Genomic DNA, 18,945 nt, shown 5'->3' on the forward strand with positions numbered 1-18,945 from the left:
TACTGTAAAGGAAGCGATTATGCCCGCTGTGATCCGTCATGCAGAGCCTGCCGACATTGACGCCATTAAAGCTATTTATGATCAACCAACCGTGTATGCCAATACGCTACAGTTGCCATATCAGCCGGTATCTAACTGGCAAAGGTTGTATAATGCCGGTAACGGTTTCTATAACTTGGTTGCTGAAGTAGAGGGTAAGGTAGTAGGTCAACTTGGTTTACAGGTGTGCCAAAACCCTAGACGACGCCATGTTGCTGAGCTTGGTATGGGCGTATCAGAAGATTTTCAGGGGCAAGGCATTGGTTCAGCGTTGTTGCGTGCAGCACTGGAGCTGTCAGATCAATGGCTGAATATTAGACGCATGGAACTAACAGTTTACAGTAGCAATGAAGCTGCTATTGCTTTGTATGAGCGCTTTGGCTTTGAAGTCGAAGCTGAGTTGTCTGATTTTGCTTTTCAATATGGTAACTATGTTAGTGCGCTTTGTATGGCACGTATCAATACCGCCGTGGCGTAAATGCGTTAGAAGGACACAAAAAAGGCACTTAATAGTGCCTTTTTTCACATGCGTATTAGCAGTTTAGTTCATTTCGCTATTTTTTTTGCACTGCACGGTGTCAGTGCACTCGCCATACAGGTATAAACTGTGATGCGTGAGCTTAATGCCATTTTCGGCGGCAATTTCTAGCTGTTTAGCTTCAATCACCTCATCTTCAAATTCCATGACTTTACCGCATTTTAAACACACCAGATGGTCGTGATGGCTGCCACCGGTCAGTTCAAACACCGACTTGCCGCCCTCAAAATGATGGCGGGTTAAAATGCCGGCGTCATCAAACTGGTTAAGAACGCGGTAAACCGTAGCAAGGCCGATATCTTCGCCAATTTCTAACAGCAACTTATATACGTCTTCGGCGCTTATATGCTGGTTTTTTGGGTCCTGCAGTATCTCAAGAATTTTTACCCGTGGTAGGGTAACTTTAAGGCCGGCTTTACGTAATTCGTTGTTGTGATCTGACATAACACTTATGACTCTGGTTTAGATATGTAAAAGATTATAAAGACATTAGCCAGAGAATGAAATGGTAAATTAGGCACTGCTAGCCAAAGAGCTACTTGTACTTCAGGCTTGGCAAAGTACAATAGCCCAAATCAGGTCATACCAGAGAGGCGTAAATGAAATGGGCTTTTAATCCGGCTGTTATGCGCCGGCTACTTAATTTCTGGCCACCATTTTTATTTCCGGGTATTAAAGTAGCGGTATTAAGTAATGACTATCGCTATTGTCGGGTAGAATTAAAGTCGCGGCCTTGGACACGAAACATCAATAACACTCAGTTTGGCGGTACCATGTTTGCTATGACTGACCCGATATACCCGCTAATGCTGATGGGCGCCTTGGGTAAAGAGTATCTGGTGTGGGATAAACAGGCGGATATTGATTTTATTAAACCCGGTAAAGGCAAACTTACTGCCGAGTTTTGGTTATCAGATGACAATGTTAACGGCATAAAGGCTGCCACTGCGGATGGTGATAAGCATTTTCCGCAATTTATTGTGCATATCAAAGATGATAGCGGGCAGATTGTCGCAGAGGTTAACCGTACGGTTTATGTGCGAAAAAAGGTCAAATATCGCTCATAGGCGCAAGCGTTATCATAAAAAAAAACCGGCGTTTAAGCCGGTTCTTATGGTCTACAGACCTTCAAATTCTTTTAAACTCATTTCATCGTATATTTGCTTACACCACTGTTTAACCCGTTGCTCTGTAAGCTCGGGCTGGCGGTCTTCATCTATACCTAAACCAATAAAATGGCTATCGTCGGCTAATGCCTTGGAGGCGACAAAGTTGTAGCCCGCTGTTGGCCAGTGCCCCACAATGATGGCGCCTTTAGGTTCGATAATATCGCGCAGTGTACCCATAGCATCAAGGAAATACTCTGCGTAATCTTCCTGATCGCCACAGCCAAAAATGGCTACCAGCTTGCTATCGAAATCGATATTTTCCAACTCGGGGAAAAAATCATCCCAGTCGCACTGGGCTTCACCGTAGTACCAGGTTGGAATACCCAGCAACAGTAAATCAAATGCGGCGATATCCTCCTTACTACTCTTAGCGATATCACGTATATCAAACAAATGTTTCCCCAGTTCTTTCTGGATCATCTTGGCGATATGTTCAGTGTTACCGGTATCGCTACCGAAAAAAATGCCTACAGTTGCCATTAATCTAACCTTCTTACCTGGTTAAAACTTGTGTCAGAATGTGCTCTATATATGCACTACGAGTCATTTCAGCTTTGTCAGCTTGCTGACTCAGCGCATCGTACAGCTGGTCAGACACTTTAAACTCAATGCGTTTTAAGCCTTTACTACGATCACGTTTGATTTGATTGCGTTTATTCAGTTTAAGTTGCTCTTCCCTCGGCAGCGGATTAGTTTTGGGCCGCCCGGGTCGCTTGTCCTGCGCAAACAAATCTATCGTGGTGCGATCACTGGCAATCTTCGCCATTAATCTTACCCTTACTACTCAAAAAAAAACGGGATTATGCTTTTTATAACAAACACTGCCGGTGATAAAAATAGCACCAGCCAGACGAAAAACTGGCCCAACCGCGGCGCATTGCTTTTTTTCAATACATCACGTATTGCCATGACTATAAACAAGTACAAAATGCCCAGACCAAGCCATAAACTTAGTGCTTCAAACTGCTCAAAAGACATAGAATGTTGCTTGCCTTAAAAAAAGTGCGCGCACTATAGCATAACTGCAGCAAAAAATTAGTGCGTTAGCTCAATAAAAAGTCTTGTACCAACTTGCAAAAAACTGTCGGTTTTTCGGCATGCAACCAATGGCCGGTGCCCTGAATAACTTTGGCTTGAGCTGCAGGAAATAAACGCAAAATAACCGGGCGGTGTTCAGGCAGAATATAATCGGAATCACCACCTTTAATGAACAGTACCGGGCCGTCAAAATGACCGTGCAACACCGGTTCGCTAATAAGCGCAGCATAATTGGCCTGCAGTGCTGTTAAATTAAAACGCCAGCTAAAAACATCGTCGTTTTTAATCAGGCTTTTAAGCAGAAATTGTCGCACACCGGCCTCATCAATATAGGCCGACAATTGCTTGTCAGCATCAGCGCGGCCGTTGATGTGGGCTAATTCCACCGCGTTCAGGCCTGTAATAATACTAGTGTGCCGGGGCGCGTAGGCTACAGGCGCAATGTCAGCCAGGATCAACTTACTTACCCTCTGTGGGTATTGCAGCGCAAACGCCATCGCCATTTTGCCGCCCATTGAGTGCCCCAGAATAGCCGTCTGCTGTATTTGCAAATCGTCTAATGTTTGTGCCAAATCTGCAGCCATCAATGCATATGTCATGTCATCACTATGGCCTGAGCGACCATGGTTTCGCACATCAACGTTAATCACGTGATAATGCTCGCTCAAACTGCGGGCAATGACGCCTAAATTCTCGTAACTGCCAAATAAGCCATGCACCAGCACAATCGGCGGGCTATCGTGCTGGCCACTGCTGTGGGTATGTAATAGCATAACAAACTCAACTGCTGAACAAGAAAGCTAGTCTAGCAAATCATGCCGCTGGCGTCAGTCGATAAGGCTTTATATAATGAGGCCACTTTTAGCGTGTGGAATAAATATATGAAAACCATCGAAATAGATGACGAGCTATACCAGTACATCGCCGGCCAGACGCAAAAAATAGGTGAAAGTGCGTCTGAAATACTACGCCGCTTGTTGCTTGGGGATGAAACAGCAATAGTGCCTGCCAACCCGGAGCCGGTTACTCCTGCGGTTGTTGCAGTGGTGGGCAGTAATATTTTTGACTTAATAAACCGGCAGGATTTACAAGCTGAGTCTAGTGTAGTTGGGCGTTTCTTATTTATTTTGTCAACGTTAGCGCGAGTACATAAAAAGCAATTTGCCAAGGTACTCGACATTAAAGGCCGTAACCGCTTGTACTTTGGCCGCAGCGCAGAAGCATTGTCAGAGGCGGGTAGTAGTACTAATCCTAAGCCCATTCCGAATACTGAGTTCTGGGTGATCACTAATTCAAATACAACGCGTAAAAAGATGATGTTAACCGAAACAGCAATTAAACTCGGCTATAGTGAACAAGACGCTGAGCGTATCCGCGATTTGTTATAACAAGGAATTTTTATGTCTTTACACCCGCTGGCCGGGCAACAGGTGCCCAGTTCGTTAGTACCAAATATTAGTCGTCTGATGACTGCTTATTATGTACTTGAGCCTGATGTACATGCGCATCCACAGCACAAAGTCAGTTTTGGTACCTCTGGTCATCGCGGAAGCGCGCTGGATTGCTCATTTAATGAACCGCATGTATTGGCTATTTGTCAGGCCATTGCCGATTATCGTAAGCAGCTGGGCATTAACGGGCCTCTGTTTCTGGGTAAAGATACCCACGCACTATCAGAAGCCGCCTTTGCCAGTGCTTTAGAGGTGCTAATTGCCAACAAAATACAGGTGTGTATTCAAAAAGATCTGGGTTATACGCCCACTCCTGTTATATCTCATGCCATTTTAACGCAGAACAAAGGCAGTACGACACAGCTTGCCGACGGCATAGTCATTACACCGTCGCATAATCCGCCGCAGGACGGAGGTATTAAATATAACCCGCCACATGGTGGCCCGGCAGATACTGACGCAACCAATTGGATTGAGCAACGCGCCAATACGTTATTAGCCAACGAGCTTGATGGCGTAAAAATGATGCCTTATGCGCTGGCGCTACAGTCGGGCTATTGTCAACACATTGATTATATTCAGCACTATGTTGATGATCTTCAGAACGTTATTGATATGGCAGCCATTGCTAAAGCCGGTATTCGTATTGGTGTTGACCCGTTAGGCGGCTCCGGTATTGCATTCTGGCCGCGAATAGCTGAACGTTATGGCCTGAATATTACGGTGGTAAATGACAAAGTAGACCCGGCTTTTGCGTTTATGCCACTGGATAAAGACGGCCAAATTCGGATGGATTGTTCATCTGCTTACGCCATGGCAAATTTAATTCAATTAAAAGATCAGTTTGATATCGCCATTGGTAATGACCCTGATTTTGACCGTCATGGTATTGTTACGCGCAGTGGCGGTTTGATGAACCCGAACCATTATCTTGCGGTAGCCATAAACTATTTGCTGGCCAACCGGCCAGAATGGTCGGCCGAATTGGCTATTGGTAAAACTCTGGTGTCCAGCGCACTGATCGATCGGGTTGTCGCTGCCCGCGGTCGTAAGTTATTGGAAGTTCCTGTCGGCTTTAAATGGTTTGTAGCAGGATTACATCAAGGGAGTGTTGCCTTTGGCGGTGAAGAAAGTGCCGGCGCCAGTTTTCTGCGCTTTGATGGCAGCGCCTGGTCAACTGATAAAGACGGTATTTTATTAGGCTTGTTAGCTGCCGAAATGTTGGCTAAAACTGGCGTAGACCCCTATTTGCAATATCAAGCATTAACCCGTGAGCTTGGTTCACCACTGTATCGGCGGTTGGATGCTCCAGCCAGTGCAGAGCAAAAAGCCGCGCTGAAAAAATTAGACGTAAACAGTGTTATCCAAACTATGCTTGCCGGAGACCCGATATTAGCCGTGTTAACTAAAGCCCCTGGCAATGATGCCGACATCGGTGGCGTAAAAGTGGTGACACGCAACGGCTGGTTTGCAGCCAGACCATCAGGTACAGAAAACGCCTATAAAATTTATTTGGAAAGTTTTGTTGATCAAGCGCACCTGCTGCAGTTAGAGCATGATGCTAAAGCATTTGTTGAATACGTATTCAGTCAGATGTAACGCACTGAAAAGGCTATGAATTGCTGTGTAATTAAATTACATTCATAGCCTTTATTTTTGCCTTAAGAGCTGTATTAGGGTATTTTTTGGTAATAAGTCTACATTTGACGTTATTATAGCGCTATCACAGGCAGCTAATTATCAGGATCTGTAATGAAAAAACAAACTTCCACTGCCGGCACCGATGTGGTGCAAATTAACACTGAGCAACTTAAAGAGCAGATTATTCGTCACTTGCACTCAACGCTTGGCACCGATGTAAATAAAGCCAGTCCACAAGCTTGGTGGCGCGCAACGTGCGCGGCAGTGAATGAGCAAGTTTTTGACGGTCTGCGCAATACTCAGCGCACACACTACGAGCAAAATACTCGCGCACTGCATTATTTTAGTCTTGAGTACCTAATGGGCCGGCTGTTTAGCAACAACTTGCACAACCTTGGTTTATATAAACAGGCAAAGCAAGCACTTAGCGAGCTGGGCATGGATATTGCCGATTTGGAAGATCAAGAAGAAGACATGGCCCTAGGTAATGGCGGCTTGGGGCGCCTCGCGGCGTGTTTTATTGACTCATTGGCGACCTTGAATTATCCGGCTATTGGTTATGGCATTCGTTATGAGCATGGTTTGTTTGAACAAAGCTTCCAGGATGGCCGCCAGATTGAGCGTCCGGACAGTTGGCGCGAGTACGGTAACCCCTGGGAGATCTGCCGGCCGGAGTCGGTGCAGGAAATTTCAGTATATGGTTATGTTGAAACGGTGTATGACCTGCAAGGAAAAATGAAAAAAGTTTGGCACCCAGGCCGTATTATTAAAGGTATCCCCTGGGATATTCCGGTAGTAGGTTACAACGGTAGTTCAGTTAACGTGTTGCGTTTGTGGGAAAGCCGCGCCAGTGATTTTTTTAACTGGGACGTATTTAACTCTGGCGGTTATGTTGACGCTTCGCGCGAAAATATTGAAGCCGAAACGATCTCCAAAGTGCTGTATCCCAATGATGAAACTGACGCGGGTAAAGAACTGCGTCTGATCCAACAGTACTTTTTTGTCTCATGCTCGTTAAAAGACATTATTCGGCGTTATAAGCGCAGCCATGGCGATGACTGGAGTGACTTTGCCAAACAGGTTGTCATACAGCTAAATGACACCCACCCAGCAGTGTCCATTCCGGAACTTATGCGTATTCTGGTAGACCGAGCTGAAATGCAGTGGGATCAGGCATGGAACCTGTGTCAGCAAGTCTTTGCCTACACCAACCATACCTTATTACCTGAGGCGCTGGAGAAATGGCCGGTACGGCTGTTTGAAAAAGTATTACCGCGTCATCTGGAAATTATTTATGAAATTAACAGGCGCTTCCTGGTAGAGCAGGTTGATGTGCTGTGGCCAGGCGATAACGATAAAAAGCGCAAGCTATCCATTATCGAAGAAAGCCATGAACCTATGGTACGTATGGGGCATCTTTCTGTTGTCGGCTCATTCCGCGTCAATGGCGTTGCAGAGATCCATTCTCAGTTAGTTAAGTCCGATTTATTCCCGGAAATGGTTGCTTTGTGGCCGGACAAATTCACCAATGTCACTAACGGTGTTACACCGCGACGTTGGTTAAAAGCCTGTAATCCCAGACTGTCTCATTTGTTGGATCAACAGATTGGCTCTGGCTGGCCAACCGATTTAAAGCAGCTGTCAAAATTTGCGGCTTTTGCTGATGACAGCAAAATCCAAGATGCCTTTATGGCAATAAAACAGCAGAACAAAGCCGATTTAGCCACGGTGGTTAAGAAGTTAACCCATATCGATATTGACCCTCATGCCATTTTTGATATTCAGATTAAACGTTTACATGAATACAAACGTCAGCACCTGAACCTGCTGCATATATTGGCATTATACCGTCGAATTCTGCAGGAGCCAGATTACGATATGGTTCCACGGGTGTTTTTGTTTGGTGCCAAGGCCGCGCCTGGATATAAACTGGCAAAAGAAATTATTTACGCCATCAATAAAGTAGCTGAAAAAATTAACCACGATAAGCGGGTGAAAAATCGGTTAAAAGTGGTGTTCATGCCAAATTACCGCGTGACGTTGGCTGAGAAAATGATCCCGGCCGCAGATGTCTCTGAGCAAATATCTACCGCTGGCAAAGAAGCGTCTGGCACTGGCAATATGAAACTGGCATTAAATGGTGCCATTACGGTAGGTACTATGGATGGCGCCAATATTGAGATTGCAGAGGAAGTGGGCGCAGACAATATTGCTATTTTTGGTTTAACTGTTGACGAAGTTAAAACCTTAGACAGTAAAGGCTATAACAGTATGGATTACTATTACGCCAACCCAGAAATTAAAGCGATTCTGGATTGGCTGGAAACCGATTATTTTACCCCGGGCAAACCCGGTGAGTTATCTGCGATAAAACGCAGTCTACTCGAGGGCGGTGATCCTTATCTGGTATTGGCAGATTTCGACAGCTACGTCAAAGCGCACCAAAAGGTGGATGGATGGTATAGAGATAAGGCGTTGTGGGCGAAAAAAGCCATCCTCAACACCGCGTCTGTGGGTAAATTTACCTCTGACCGCTCAATTGAAGATTATGTCAGCCGAGTGTGGCATTTGAAAAAGTGCGGCATCAACCGTAACTGAGTGATAAAAAACCTGCCTTGTGCAGGTTTTTTTATTCGTAAGGTCTTTGTATTGAGCGGCGGAGTTCCTTTTTGATGTTGCTCTTGGTGTAAGCTGTTGTGAAATATCAGGATAATTAACAAGCGTTAAAAGTTTCCCCCTTGCAAGTGATGTTAGCAACGTCATATAGTGCACAAAAAAGCACGAAGGAAATTGTGTGAATAAAGAAGCAGAAAATACTACTCAAGCAGTCGGTAACAATACAAACGGTAGTTTAGTTTGTGTTGGTACGGGAATGACGCTGGGCGCGCATATCAGCCCGTTGTCGCGTAGTTATATCGAACAGGCCGAAGTGGTGTTTGTGTTGGTCGCCGACGGTATAACAGAGAAATGGATTGAGCAGATGAACGCCGATGTTCGCTCATTGCAGCCGTATTATCTGGAAGGTAAGTCGCGCATGATTACCTACCGTGAGATGGTGGCGGCGATGCTGGCCGAAGTTAGCGCCGGCAAAAAAGTGGTGGGTGCTTTTTATGGTCATCCCGGTGTGTTCGCTTGGGTACCGCATAATGCCATTAAGCAGGCACGCGAGCTGGGTTACAAAGCCCATATGGAGCCGGGCATATCAGCAGAAGACTGCCTGTTTGCCGATTTGGGCATAGACCCTGGCAGTTCGGGCTGCCAGCACTACGAAACCAGCCAGTTTATGTTTTACAAGCGCACTATTGATACCGCGGCTTATCTGATTTTATGGCAGGTGGGTGTAGCCGGCGACAGAAGCCTGGCCAAATTTACCACCGACAGTGAGTACCGCAAGATACTGGTAAAACTGCTTGGAGAGTATTATTCATCAGAGCATGAAGTCATTCTATATGAAGCCGCAACGCTACCGATTCAGCCCAACCGAATTGAACGTTTGCCAATAAGTGCTTTGCCAGCGGCAGTCATGGATCTAAAGACCACATTAGTCATACCACCTGGCAGTATAGCGGGGTTAAATACAGAACTTATTGCTGAGCTGGAGCAACTGGTGAAGAATCAACAGGCAATATATAACTGATGTCGGGTATTAAACAATTTGGCGTACTTAGTGGTGAGCGAGTAAAGCTTAGGCCGGTTAATGAAGCCGATTACCCTTTGTATGCTAGTTTATATGGCGATGATAATATTCTGCGGTATATCTGTTCTGCTTTGGATCAGCCCTCGCTGGAAAAAAGCTTTGTTAGTGCCGTAAAACAAACTCAACAAACACCTTGTAAGCGCGCGTTTTTAGTCGCGGAGTTATCAGACAATACAGCTGTTGGCATATTAGGACTTACCTTTGACGAGGATGCCAAAAAAATTGAAGTTGGTGTTATCTTCAAGCTTGATTATCAACGAAATCATTTGGCATTTTCTGCATTACAAATGCTGATAACGTACTTGAAACGTGAGTTTAGCTCGTATGGTATTTTTGCTAAAGTAGCTGCTGAAAATCGACCAGCAGTCAAGTTAGCGCGTAAACTAGGCTTTCAATTTGACGCTGAAAACGGATTTTTTGAGCTGTATTAAGCCTTTAAATCATTCGACCTCAATTGGCAACTATGTATTAATGCTCCAAATTAAACAAACGCTTGCTATAAGCCATATTGTTATGGATATTAGCAGAACCTACCTGCCGGCTATTAGTGCAGCGTGTTTGCCGGGGGCTGCAAGGATAATAACAACAACACTTTGTATACTAGGCAACTAACAGGAAATGATAATGAATAATGTAATAAGTATGCTGGAAAAAATAGGCTCGGATGCTTCGTTATCTAAAAGTAGCGCCCCGCAGTTAGGAAATACGGCAGTTGAGCAATTATTAGATTTGAATTTAATTAATAGCCTGCAGCGCAGTGATATTGATGCAGCTGAACGTTTCTTGGGAACGCGCTCTCTTCTAGTCTGTGGCATCCATCCTGCAGAAGAGCCTGGCAATGTGCCACCAGTAGAACAGCCTGATGAAGATGATGGTGAACAAAAAGAATCGAACAGATTGCTTCGTAGTGCTTAGTTACGCAGCGAACATAGCGGGTTAATGCTGTGAACTGGTTTTCCCGCATAGCGGTATTCAGTTTATTGCTTATGTGGGCATCAGCTGCTGTAGCAGCCGATGCTGCGTTTTTGTTGGCGGAAGCGGATAGACTTAAGAGCGCAGACAGAGAACGTTTCGGTATTCTGATGTCGCAATTGCGTGATATCGAGCAATCATTTACTGCAGAGGAAAACAGTTTTTATCGTTATCTGGACGCATATTCCGTTACGCTTAGCGGAGACTTTACTTCGGCGGTAACGCTGTTTGAGCAATTAATCAAAGATAGCAGCACGTCACACGCTGCGTTTCGTGCAAAAGTTACGTTGGTAAATATCTACACTGTCTCTCGGCGTTATAATAAAGCATTTGAAATTTCTGAAGAAATTATTCGTAACGCCGACCAGTTGAACGATACCAAAGTTAAGGAGCAGGCTTTTCGGGTTTTGGCACTGCTGTATAACACAGTTGGGGATTACTCATCTGGATACTTTTTTGCAGATGAGATTGTACAAAAAACCAGTAACGCAACGTCAAGATGTGCAGCTTGGCAGCTTAAAATTGAAGCCATGTATTATGTAGACCATTCTGAAGGTTTCTACAGTCAATATGAACAGGCTTTGTCTTCTTGTAAGGAGGCCGGAGAAAAACTATTTGAAGCCATTATCGTTATCTATCGCGCTCGGCAATTAATTGATATATCCCTGAACCATGATGCGCTTACCTTATTACTGGACTACCTCGAAGTTGCAAGTTCGACTCAGTATCCACAGGTCATGTCTGCTTTTAATGCGTTAATTGCTAAGGCTTACTTTTATAAAGATGATTTTTTAAATGCGGAAAAGTTTGCTTTATTAGCTTTGGATGCAGGCGTTAAAACTGAGTTTAGTGAACCACTGACTTGGGCCTATGAAGTGTTATATCTGACCAATAAGAAGATGGCTAAATTTCAGGTTGCCCTTGATTACCATGAAAAGTTTCTGCAGTTTGATAAAGCCTATCTTGATAATTTGTCTGCTGGACAACTTGCCATGAATATGGCTCGTTCGGCTACACAGGTTAAAAGCCAGCAAATTGCCTTATTAAATAAAGATAATGATTTGCTGTTGTTACAAAAAAACGTGTATGAACAAGAAGTAAAACAAAATCGACTAGCGATGATGTTGCTGTTTTCGGTGCTTACGATTGCCAGCTTTATCGCCTACCGCGCCGTAACTGGACGCCGGCGCTTTAAGAAAATAGCCGAGTATGATCAGCTTACCGGTATCAGTAATCGATACCACTTTAACAATCAGGCAAAAATTGCGCTGGATTACTGCGAATCAAACGCCAAACCGGTGGCGCTGATTTTATTTGATCTGGATTTTTTCAAAAGTATTAATGATACCTATGGCCATGCAGCTGGAGATTGGACACTGCAGGCTGTGGTGAAAACCTGTCGTAATTTTATGCGTAATAACGATGTATTCGGTCGTATCGGTGGTGAAGAATTTGCTGTGGTATTACCCGGCTGCCAGGTAGACAAAGCGGTGCTGTTGGCGGAAATATGTCGCGACGCAATTGCCACAATAGATACCAGTGAAAGTGGCTATATCTTCCCGCTTAGTGCCAGCTTTGGTGTAAGTTCCTCAGACACTTCTGGTTATCAACTAAAGCAGTTATTAGCGGATGCCGACAACGCCATGTACCAATCAAAACAGGCTGGACGGGATAGGGTCAGTGAATTTAGCCACTGATTCGGTACGGGCGGGTTTTGTCTGACCGGTCAACTGGGGTAGAATTGGCGCTAGTCTGACAACGGGGAGCTGGCGCATGGCGCAACCATTATCTTTAGCCAAGCAATTACAACAACACGGCGATTTTCTGCAAATCACTTTATCTAACCCGGATGGGTTAGCTCCGCTACAATTTACCCTGACCGATAGCACGACTGTCCACATTTGGGATAGCGGGGTAATTTGTTTTGAACCGACAAATGCCGGCGACAAAGATATCGTCCTATCGTGTGGCGTGCATGGCAATGAAACTGCACCAATAGAAATTTGCGCCGAGTTAGTACAACAGGTGTTAACAGGTAAGTTGGTGCTGAAACAGCGCTTATTAGTGTTATTTGGTAACCCCGCCGCCATTAATGCCGGCACACGCGAAATTACAGAAAACTTAAACCGGTTATTTTCCGGCCATCATAGTATGGGGGCTGGTCTTATCAATGCCGAGCGTCATCGTGCTAAGGCGTTAGAAGACTATGTCAGCCGGTTCTACAATGAAGTACGCGTAACTGAAGCAGCGCCGCGTAACCGGTATTTGTATGATTTACACACCGCTATTCGTGGCTCGCGCTTTGAAAAATTTGCCGTGTATCCTTTCTTGCATGATAAGCCGTGGCAAAAGGCTGAGTTTGAGTTTTTACAGGCCTGTGATGTCACTACTGTGCTATTAATGCAAACGCCGGCATCAACCTTTAGCTACTACGCTTCCAACAGCCACGGCGCGGATGCTTTTACCATTGAACTGGGTAAAGTACAGCCATTTGGCCAAAACGACATGAGCCGTTTTAGCAAAGCCCGCACGGCATTGCGCCAATTGGTTAGCGAAGATAAGGTAAGCACACAGCCGTTTGATGAGCAGCAGTTTCAGCTGTATCAGGTGTATCGGGCTATCAATAAACAAACGCAGGAGTTTAAGCTGCACTTTGCCGATGATGTGCAAAACTTTACCGCTTACCCGGTAGGTACCTTATTAGCAACTGACGGCGATACTGAATATCGGGTAGAGCGGGAAGGCGAAGCCATTATTTTCCCCAATGCTAAAGTGGCAATCGGCCAACGCGCCATGTTAATGGTGGTGCCCACCACAGTGCAGCACAATCTGCTGTAATGGCGGTTAGCGCATTAACGCACTGTAAAGAGTAAATTTAAGCTGACAGTCTCCGGCAGTGTCTGCCGGGCTAAACCGGAGCGGCGGTTGCAATGCAGTTTACGTAAAGGTAAAGTTGCCGCCGATAATAATCAGAACAAACCGGTGCCTGCTCAAGCGGGGCACAAAACGGGGAGAGCGGCAAATGCCGCTATAATGAGTGAGCAGCACCAGCCTGACACCAAGGCGGGCCGGCACTACTAACCACATGTCTAACACGTATAACAAACAAGAGACACCCTATGACTAACCCAAATAACGCCACCATTACCACGGTGCACACTGCGGAGTTTACCGCCGGTGATGCGTTAAAAATTCCTACGCTGCGCATTTTACGCGACGATGGCAGCCTGTACGAAGGTGCAACTGCACCAGAGCTGGACAAAGCCACCGCACTTAAAATGTACGACACCATGGTGTTTACCCGGGTGCTGGACGAGCGCATGCTGGCAGCACAACGTCAGGGCCGCATCAGCTTTTATATGCAGTGTCTGGGCGAAGAAGCCGCCACCGTTGGCAGTGCTGCCGCGTTGGACGATAAAGACATGATAATGGCGCAATACCGTGAACAGGGGGCATTGCGTTATCGTGGCTTTACGCTGGAGCAGTTTATGAACCAGCTGTTCTCCAACGAAAAAGATTTGGGTAAAGGTCGGCAGATGCCGGTACATTACGGCAGTAAAGATATTTACTACATGACAATATCCTCGCCGCTGGGTACACAAATTCCACAAGCAAGCGGCTATGCCTATGCGCAAAAGCTACGCGGTTTAGCCAACACTACTATTTGTTATTTCGGCGAAGGCGCCGCCTCTGAAGGCGATTTTCACGCCGGCTTAAATATGGCGGCGGTGCACAAAGCTCCGGTGATCTTCTTCTGTCGTAATAATGGTTATGCTATCTCTACGCCGGCTAACGAGCAGTTTGTCGGCGACGGTATTGCATGCCGTGCTGTAGGTTACGGTATGAAAGCGTTGCGGGTAGACGGTGCAGACATTTTAGCGGTGTACCATGCTACCAAAATGGCGCGTGAGCATGCCCTTAAACATAATGAGCCGGTGTTGATTGAATCTATCGCTTATCGTTTAGGTGCGCACTCCTCCTCTGACGACCCAAGTGGCTATCGCTCAAAAGAAGAAGAAGAGAAATGGCGCCAGAACGACCCGATTGCCCGTTACCGTTTATGGTTAATTGAAAAGGGCTGGCTAAAAGACGCCGATGATAAAGCGACCATCGAAGCGCTGCGCAGCGAAATTCTGGATGCGTTAAAAGTGGCAGAAAAAGTGGCTAAGCCCGGCATTGAACACCTGATCTCTGATGTGTATGCCCAGCCGATCCCGGCACTACAACAACAACTAGTTGAATTAAAAGCGCATATCCGTAAGTACCCGGATGCGTATCCGGTAACGGCGGGGAGATTAGACTAATGGCAAAGATGAATATGTTGCAGGCCATTAATAATGCGCTTGATTTAGCGATGGCCAAAGACGACAGCGTAGTGTGTTTTGGTGAAGACGTTGGCCATTTTGGCGGTGTATTTCGCGCTACCAGTAAACTGCAGGAAAAATACGGCAAAGCGCGCTGCTTTAATACGCCGTTAACCGAGCAGGGTATCGCCGGTTTTGCCAATGGTATGGCAGCGCAAGGCATGAAACCGGTAGCGGAAATTCAGTTTGCCGATTATATCTTCCCGGCGTTTGACCAAATAGTAAACGAAACCGCGAAATTCCGTTACCGCTCGGGTAACGAGTTTAATGTTGGCGGCATTGTATTTCGCAGCCCTTATGGTGGCGGTATTGCTGGTGGCCATTATCACAGCCAGTCGCCGGAGGCGTATTTTGCACATACGCCTGGTTTAAAAGTGGTGATCCCGCGCGACCCTTATCAGGCCAAGGGCTTGTTACTGGCCTCCATCGCCAGCCCGGATCCGGTTATTTTCTTTGAACCGAAAAAGCTGTACCGCGCCTCCACCGGCGAAGTGCCGGAAGATTACTACGAAATAGAGTTGGGTAAAGCCGAAGTGACCCAACAAGGTAAAGACATTACCGTGCTTGCTTGGGGCGCGCAGATGGAAATCGTGCAAAAAGCGGTTGAAATGGCCGAAAAAGACGGCATTTCCTGCGAAGTGATTGACCTGCGCAGCATCTTACCGTGGGACGCTGATACAGTAGCTGCCTCAGTGAAGAAAACCGGCCGCCTGCTGATAAACCATGAAGCGCCGTTGACCGGTGGTTTTGCCGGTGAAATTGCCGCCACTATCCAGCAAATGTGCTTTTTACATCTGGAAAGCCCGATTGAACGCGTATGTGGAATGGACACGCCGTATCCGCTGGCACTGGAAAAAGAGTATGTGGCCGATCACTTAAAAACCTATGAAGCCATTAAACGCTCTATCAACTTTTAACGGAGGCAGCAATGAAAAAAGATTTTATTCTGCCGGATATCGGTGAAGGCATTGTTGAGTGTGAAATTGTCGACTGGCTGGTTGCCGAGGGCGACACCATCACTGAAGACCAACCGGTATGTGATGTGATGACTGATAAAGCACTGGTACAAATTCCTGCGGTACACAACGGTGTGGTAAGCAAGCTGTACTATGCCAAAGGCGAGATTGCTAAAGTGCATGCGCCGCTGTTTGAAATGCAAATTGCAGACACAGCAAATAACAGTGATGCTCAACCAGAACCAACAGCTGCAGCAGTGGTTACTGCCTCTGCCGGCAGCGAAGATTTTATTCTGCCGGATATCGGCGAAGGTATTGTTGAGTGTGAAATTGTCGATTGGCTGGTTAATGAGGGTGATGATATCGTTGAAGACCAACCGGTATGTGATGTGATGACCGACAAAGCGCTGGTACAAATTCCGGCCAAGTACTCGGGTAAAATTACTAAGCTGTACTACGCCAAAGGTGAAATTGCTAAGGTGCACTCGCCACTGTTTGCCATGACGCATGCCGGTACTGTGCCAGCAACAACACCGCCAGCAGCAAGCCCAACTGCTGCAACACAGCAAAGCACTGCTGCCAGTGCGCCCGTCGCGGCTGTCACACCGGCGGTGCAGGGTAAAGCCCTGGCCAGCCCTGCAGTGCGCCGTTTAGCCCGTGAACTGAATATTGATTTGGCCAAAGTTGCCGGCAGCGGCGATAAAGGCCGGGTATATAAAGATGATGTGCGTGCTTTTGCTGATGGTAAGCAAGCTTCGCCTGTGGCAGCACAGCAGCCGGTGAAAGCGGAAACATCAGCGTCAGCGGCGTTAAGCGGCGGTATCCGCACTGAGCCCATCAAAGGCATTAAAGCAGCGATGGCGCGACAAATGGTGGAATCGGTGTCAACTATTCCGCACTTTACTTACTGTGAAGAGATTGATTTAACCGATCTGATTGCCTTGCGCTTAAGTTTGAAAGATCAATATGCTAAGCAGGGCGTAAAGCTGACCATGATGCCGTTTTTTATCAAAGCACTGTCGTTGGCCATTAATCAGTTCCCGATTATGAACGCCAAAGTCAATGCTGATTGCACTGAGCTGACCTACTTTGATGATCACAATATCGGTATAGCGGTGGACTCAAAAATTGGTCTGTTGGTGCCGAATATCAAAGGTTGTCAGCATAAATCCATTATCGACATTGCCAATGATTTAACCCGCTTAACCGAACAGGCGCGGGAAGGGCGGGTAAGCCCGGCCGATTTAAAAGGCGGTACTATCAGTATCTCCAATATTGGTGCACTGGGCGGTACTGTCGCCACGCCGATTATCAACAAGCCGGAGCTGGCTATAGTGGCATTGGGCAAAGTGCAAACGCTGCCACGCTTTAACAGCAAAGGCGAGGTGGACGCGCGGCAACTGATGCAGATCAGCTGGTCGGGTGATCACCGCGTTATTGACGGCGGCACCATAGCGCGCTTTACCAATCTGTGGAAACAGTATCTGGAGCAGCCGTCAGCCATGCTGGTGGCAATGCGCTGACTGGCAATATTTGAGCTTGGCAGCTAAGCGGCTTTCTGCTAAAACCCACTCATTGTAGTGGGTTTTTTTATCAGTGTTTGGCTCAGGGATTGTTATGCACGAATTTGATGACTTACGGGTATTGGTGCAGGCGCACAGCCCACTGATTGTAATTGAAAGCTATGAAGAGCCGCGCGCGCTGTTGCTGATCAAAAGGTTGGCGGTAAATTTAATGCGGCCGGTGTTTAAATGGACCATTACCGACGGTTTGCAGCGGTTAGATAGTGAGCACAGCGCGCAGGCATTTAATGCTGATCCAACAAATTTACTGGCACAAATAAAAGGCACGCGTAACAGCGGTATTTATGTGTTGTGTGACTTTCATCCGTTTTTGTCTGATCCCAAGCATGTACGTTATATCAAAGAGATTGCCCAGGCACATGAGCAGCTTGGCCACACTATTATGTTGTTAAGCCACGCCTTAGAAGTGCCGCCGGAGCTGGCCCGCTTGTGCTATCGCTTTGAGCTGAGTTTGCCATCGGATCAGCAGATAAGGCAGCTAGTGCATGATATGGCCGACAGCTATGCGGCTAAGCACGGCATGCTGGCGGAACTTAGTGCTGACAATGTGGCATTGTTGGTGCAGAACTTACGCGGTTTAACCTTTGACGAGGTAAAGCGTCTGGCTTATAAAGCCATCGCAGACGATGGCACCATTACAAAAGAGGATATCCCGCGTATAACCCGGGCTAAGTTCAGCTTACTGCAAACTGATGGCGTACTGTCACAAGTATTCGACAGCGGCAGCTTTGCCAATGTAATCGGCTTGCATAATCTTAAGCAGTGGATAACGCAGCGCCAACAGGCTTTTGTCGATAACGGCAAAGACACGCCAAAAGGCTTATTGTTAACCGGCGTGCAGGGTACCGGTAAAAGTCTGGCGGCTAAAGCCATTGCCGGTAGCTGGGGTTTGCCGTTACTGCGACTGGATATGGCGGCGCTGTACAATAAGTACATTGGTGAAACTGAAAAAAACCTGGCCCAGGCCCTGACGCTGGCTGATGCGATGGCCCCTTGCGTGTTATGGATAGATGAAATAGAAAAAGGCTTGTCCGGTGGTGACAGCGACAACGGTGTTACCCGGCGTTTGCTCGGCAGTTTTCTGACCTGGTTGTCAGAGCGTAAATCACAGGTGTTTCTGGTTGCCACCGCCAACAACATCCATGAATTAGCGCCTGAGCTGCTGCGTAAAGGCCGCTTTGATGAAATCTTTTTTGTTGACTTACCAGGCGACGACGAGTGTTTACAGCTGCTGAGATTGCATTTGACCAGGCGGCAACTGAGCCTGCCGGATGAAGCACTGCAGCAAGCACTGGCCTTGTGCCGCGGTTTTTCCGGCGCGGAGCTGGAGCAAGCGGTGGTTGGTGCCGGTTTTCGCGCCCGTGCCGCCGGCACTGAGTTCAGCCTACCGCATCTAATGGACGAGCTGTCAGCAACACAGCCGCTGTCGGTGGTGATGGCAGAGCAAATTAACGTGCTGCGCCAATGGGCGCTTGAGCGCTGTGTGAAAGCCTGAGG

General features: G+C 46.8%; 19 protein-coding genes. 14 read left to right on the forward strand and 5 right to left on the reverse strand.

What is annotated here, in order from left to right:
- Positions 1-19: 19 nt before the first annotated feature.
- Positions 20-517 (forward strand): GNAT family N-acetyltransferase, encoded by a 498-nt coding sequence (locus tag I4W93_RS03830; RefSeq protein WP_205310698.1) that lies wholly within the window; start codon positions 20-22, stop codon positions 515-517.
- A 63-nt stretch (positions 518-580) separates the two neighbouring features.
- Here I4W93_RS03830 and fur read toward each other — a convergent pair whose 3' ends face one another.
- Positions 581-1,021, reverse strand: a complete 441-nt coding sequence (gene fur, locus I4W93_RS03835; RefSeq protein ID WP_205310697.1) for a ferric iron uptake transcriptional regulator — start codon at positions 1,019-1,021, stop codon at positions 581-583.
- A gap of 155 nt (positions 1,022-1,176) precedes the next feature.
- On the opposite strand from fur, the gene I4W93_RS03840 reads away from it, so the two are divergent.
- Positions 1,177-1,644 (forward strand): DUF4442 domain-containing protein, encoded by a 468-nt coding sequence (locus tag I4W93_RS03840; RefSeq protein WP_205310696.1) that lies wholly within the window; start codon positions 1,177-1,179, stop codon positions 1,642-1,644.
- Positions 1,645-1,695: 51 nt separating this feature from the next.
- Here the strand turns inward: I4W93_RS03840 and fldA are convergent, their stop codons facing one another.
- From fldA to I4W93_RS03860, 4 genes are all read right to left on the reverse strand, one after another.
- On the reverse strand, positions 1,696-2,226 hold the full coding sequence (fldA, locus tag I4W93_RS03845) for a flavodoxin FldA (protein ID WP_205310695.1): 531 nt from the start codon (positions 2,224-2,226) through the stop codon (positions 1,696-1,698).
- 13 nt (positions 2,227-2,239) lie between these two features.
- The gene (gene ybfE / locus I4W93_RS03850) at positions 2,240-2,512 is read right to left on the reverse strand and encodes a LexA regulated protein (RefSeq protein WP_205310694.1); all 273 of its coding nucleotides are present in this window, start codon (positions 2,510-2,512) and stop codon (positions 2,240-2,242) included.
- A 14-nt stretch (positions 2,513-2,526) separates the two neighbouring features.
- Positions 2,527-2,724 (reverse strand): DUF2788 domain-containing protein, encoded by a 198-nt coding sequence (locus tag I4W93_RS03855; RefSeq protein ID WP_205310693.1) that lies wholly within the window; start codon positions 2,722-2,724, stop codon positions 2,527-2,529.
- 65 nt (positions 2,725-2,789) lie between these two features.
- Positions 2,790-3,557 (reverse strand): alpha/beta fold hydrolase, encoded by a 768-nt coding sequence (locus tag I4W93_RS03860; RefSeq protein ID WP_205310692.1) that lies wholly within the window; start codon positions 3,555-3,557, stop codon positions 2,790-2,792.
- Between the two features lie 108 nt (positions 3,558-3,665).
- Here I4W93_RS03860 and I4W93_RS03865 point away from each other — a divergent pair, with 108 nt between their 5' ends.
- The 12 genes from I4W93_RS03865 (at position 3,666) to I4W93_RS03920 (ending at position 18,943) form a co-directional block, all read left to right on the forward strand.
- Positions 3,666-4,172 carry a replication initiation regulator SeqA gene (locus I4W93_RS03865; protein ID WP_205310691.1) on the forward strand — a complete coding sequence of 169 codons (507 nt, stop codon included), beginning with the start codon at positions 3,666-3,668 and terminating at the stop codon, positions 4,170-4,172.
- Between the two features lie 12 nt (positions 4,173-4,184).
- Positions 4,185-5,834, forward strand: a complete 1,650-nt coding sequence (gene pgm, locus I4W93_RS03870) for a phosphoglucomutase (alpha-D-glucose-1,6-bisphosphate-dependent) (protein ID WP_205310690.1) — start codon at positions 4,185-4,187, stop codon at positions 5,832-5,834.
- A 153-nt stretch (positions 5,835-5,987) separates the two neighbouring features.
- Positions 5,988-8,474 (forward strand): glycogen/starch/alpha-glucan phosphorylase, encoded by a 2,487-nt coding sequence (locus tag I4W93_RS03875; RefSeq protein ID WP_205310689.1) that lies wholly within the window; start codon positions 5,988-5,990, stop codon positions 8,472-8,474.
- Positions 8,475-8,670: 196 nt separating this feature from the next.
- On the forward strand, positions 8,671-9,513 hold the full coding sequence (locus I4W93_RS03880; RefSeq protein ID WP_224673247.1) for an SAM-dependent methyltransferase: 843 nt from the start codon (positions 8,671-8,673) through the stop codon (positions 9,511-9,513).
- Positions 9,513-10,004: a GNAT family N-acetyltransferase gene (locus I4W93_RS03885; protein ID WP_205310688.1), complete on the forward strand. Its 492-nt coding sequence runs from the start codon at positions 9,513-9,515 to the stop codon at positions 10,002-10,004. Before I4W93_RS03880 ends, I4W93_RS03885 begins: the two co-directional genes overlap by 1 nt.
- 193 nt (positions 10,005-10,197) lie before the next feature.
- Positions 10,198-10,488 carry a hypothetical protein gene (locus tag I4W93_RS03890; RefSeq protein WP_205310687.1) on the forward strand — a complete coding sequence of 97 codons (291 nt, stop codon included), beginning with the start codon at positions 10,198-10,200 and terminating at the stop codon, positions 10,486-10,488.
- Positions 10,489-10,517: 29 nt separating this feature from the next.
- On the forward strand, positions 10,518-12,242 hold the full coding sequence (locus tag I4W93_RS20485; RefSeq protein WP_205310686.1) for a tetratricopeptide repeat-containing diguanylate cyclase: 1,725 nt from the start codon (positions 10,518-10,520) through the stop codon (positions 12,240-12,242).
- A 76-nt stretch (positions 12,243-12,318) separates the two neighbouring features.
- Positions 12,319-13,383 carry a succinylglutamate desuccinylase gene (astE, locus tag I4W93_RS03900; protein WP_205310685.1) on the forward strand — a complete coding sequence of 355 codons (1,065 nt, stop codon included), beginning with the start codon at positions 12,319-12,321 and terminating at the stop codon, positions 13,381-13,383.
- Positions 13,384-13,664: 281 nt separating this feature from the next.
- Positions 13,665-14,849: a thiamine pyrophosphate-dependent dehydrogenase E1 component subunit alpha gene (locus I4W93_RS03905; RefSeq protein WP_205310684.1), complete on the forward strand. Its 1,185-nt coding sequence runs from the start codon at positions 13,665-13,667 to the stop codon at positions 14,847-14,849.
- Positions 14,849-15,826: an alpha-ketoacid dehydrogenase subunit beta gene (locus I4W93_RS03910; RefSeq protein ID WP_173501309.1), complete on the forward strand. Its 978-nt coding sequence runs from the start codon at positions 14,849-14,851 to the stop codon at positions 15,824-15,826. The genes I4W93_RS03905 and I4W93_RS03910 overlap by 1 nt, the downstream gene beginning before the upstream one ends.
- An 11-nt stretch (positions 15,827-15,837) precedes the next feature.
- The gene (locus I4W93_RS03915) at positions 15,838-17,388 is read left to right on the forward strand and encodes a dihydrolipoyllysine-residue acetyltransferase (protein ID WP_205310683.1); all 1,551 of its coding nucleotides are present in this window, start codon (positions 15,838-15,840) and stop codon (positions 17,386-17,388) included.
- Positions 17,389-17,482: 94 nt separating this feature from the next.
- A complete protein-coding gene (locus I4W93_RS03920; protein WP_205310682.1) occupies positions 17,483-18,943 on the forward strand; it encodes a Ycf46 family AAA ATPase in 1,461 nt (486 codons plus the stop codon).
- Positions 18,944-18,945: the final 2 nt, after the last annotated feature.

The organism is Rheinheimera maricola, assembly GCF_016918075.2.
Classification (GTDB): Bacteria; Pseudomonadota; Gammaproteobacteria; order Enterobacterales; family Alteromonadaceae; genus Alishewanella; species Alishewanella maricola_A.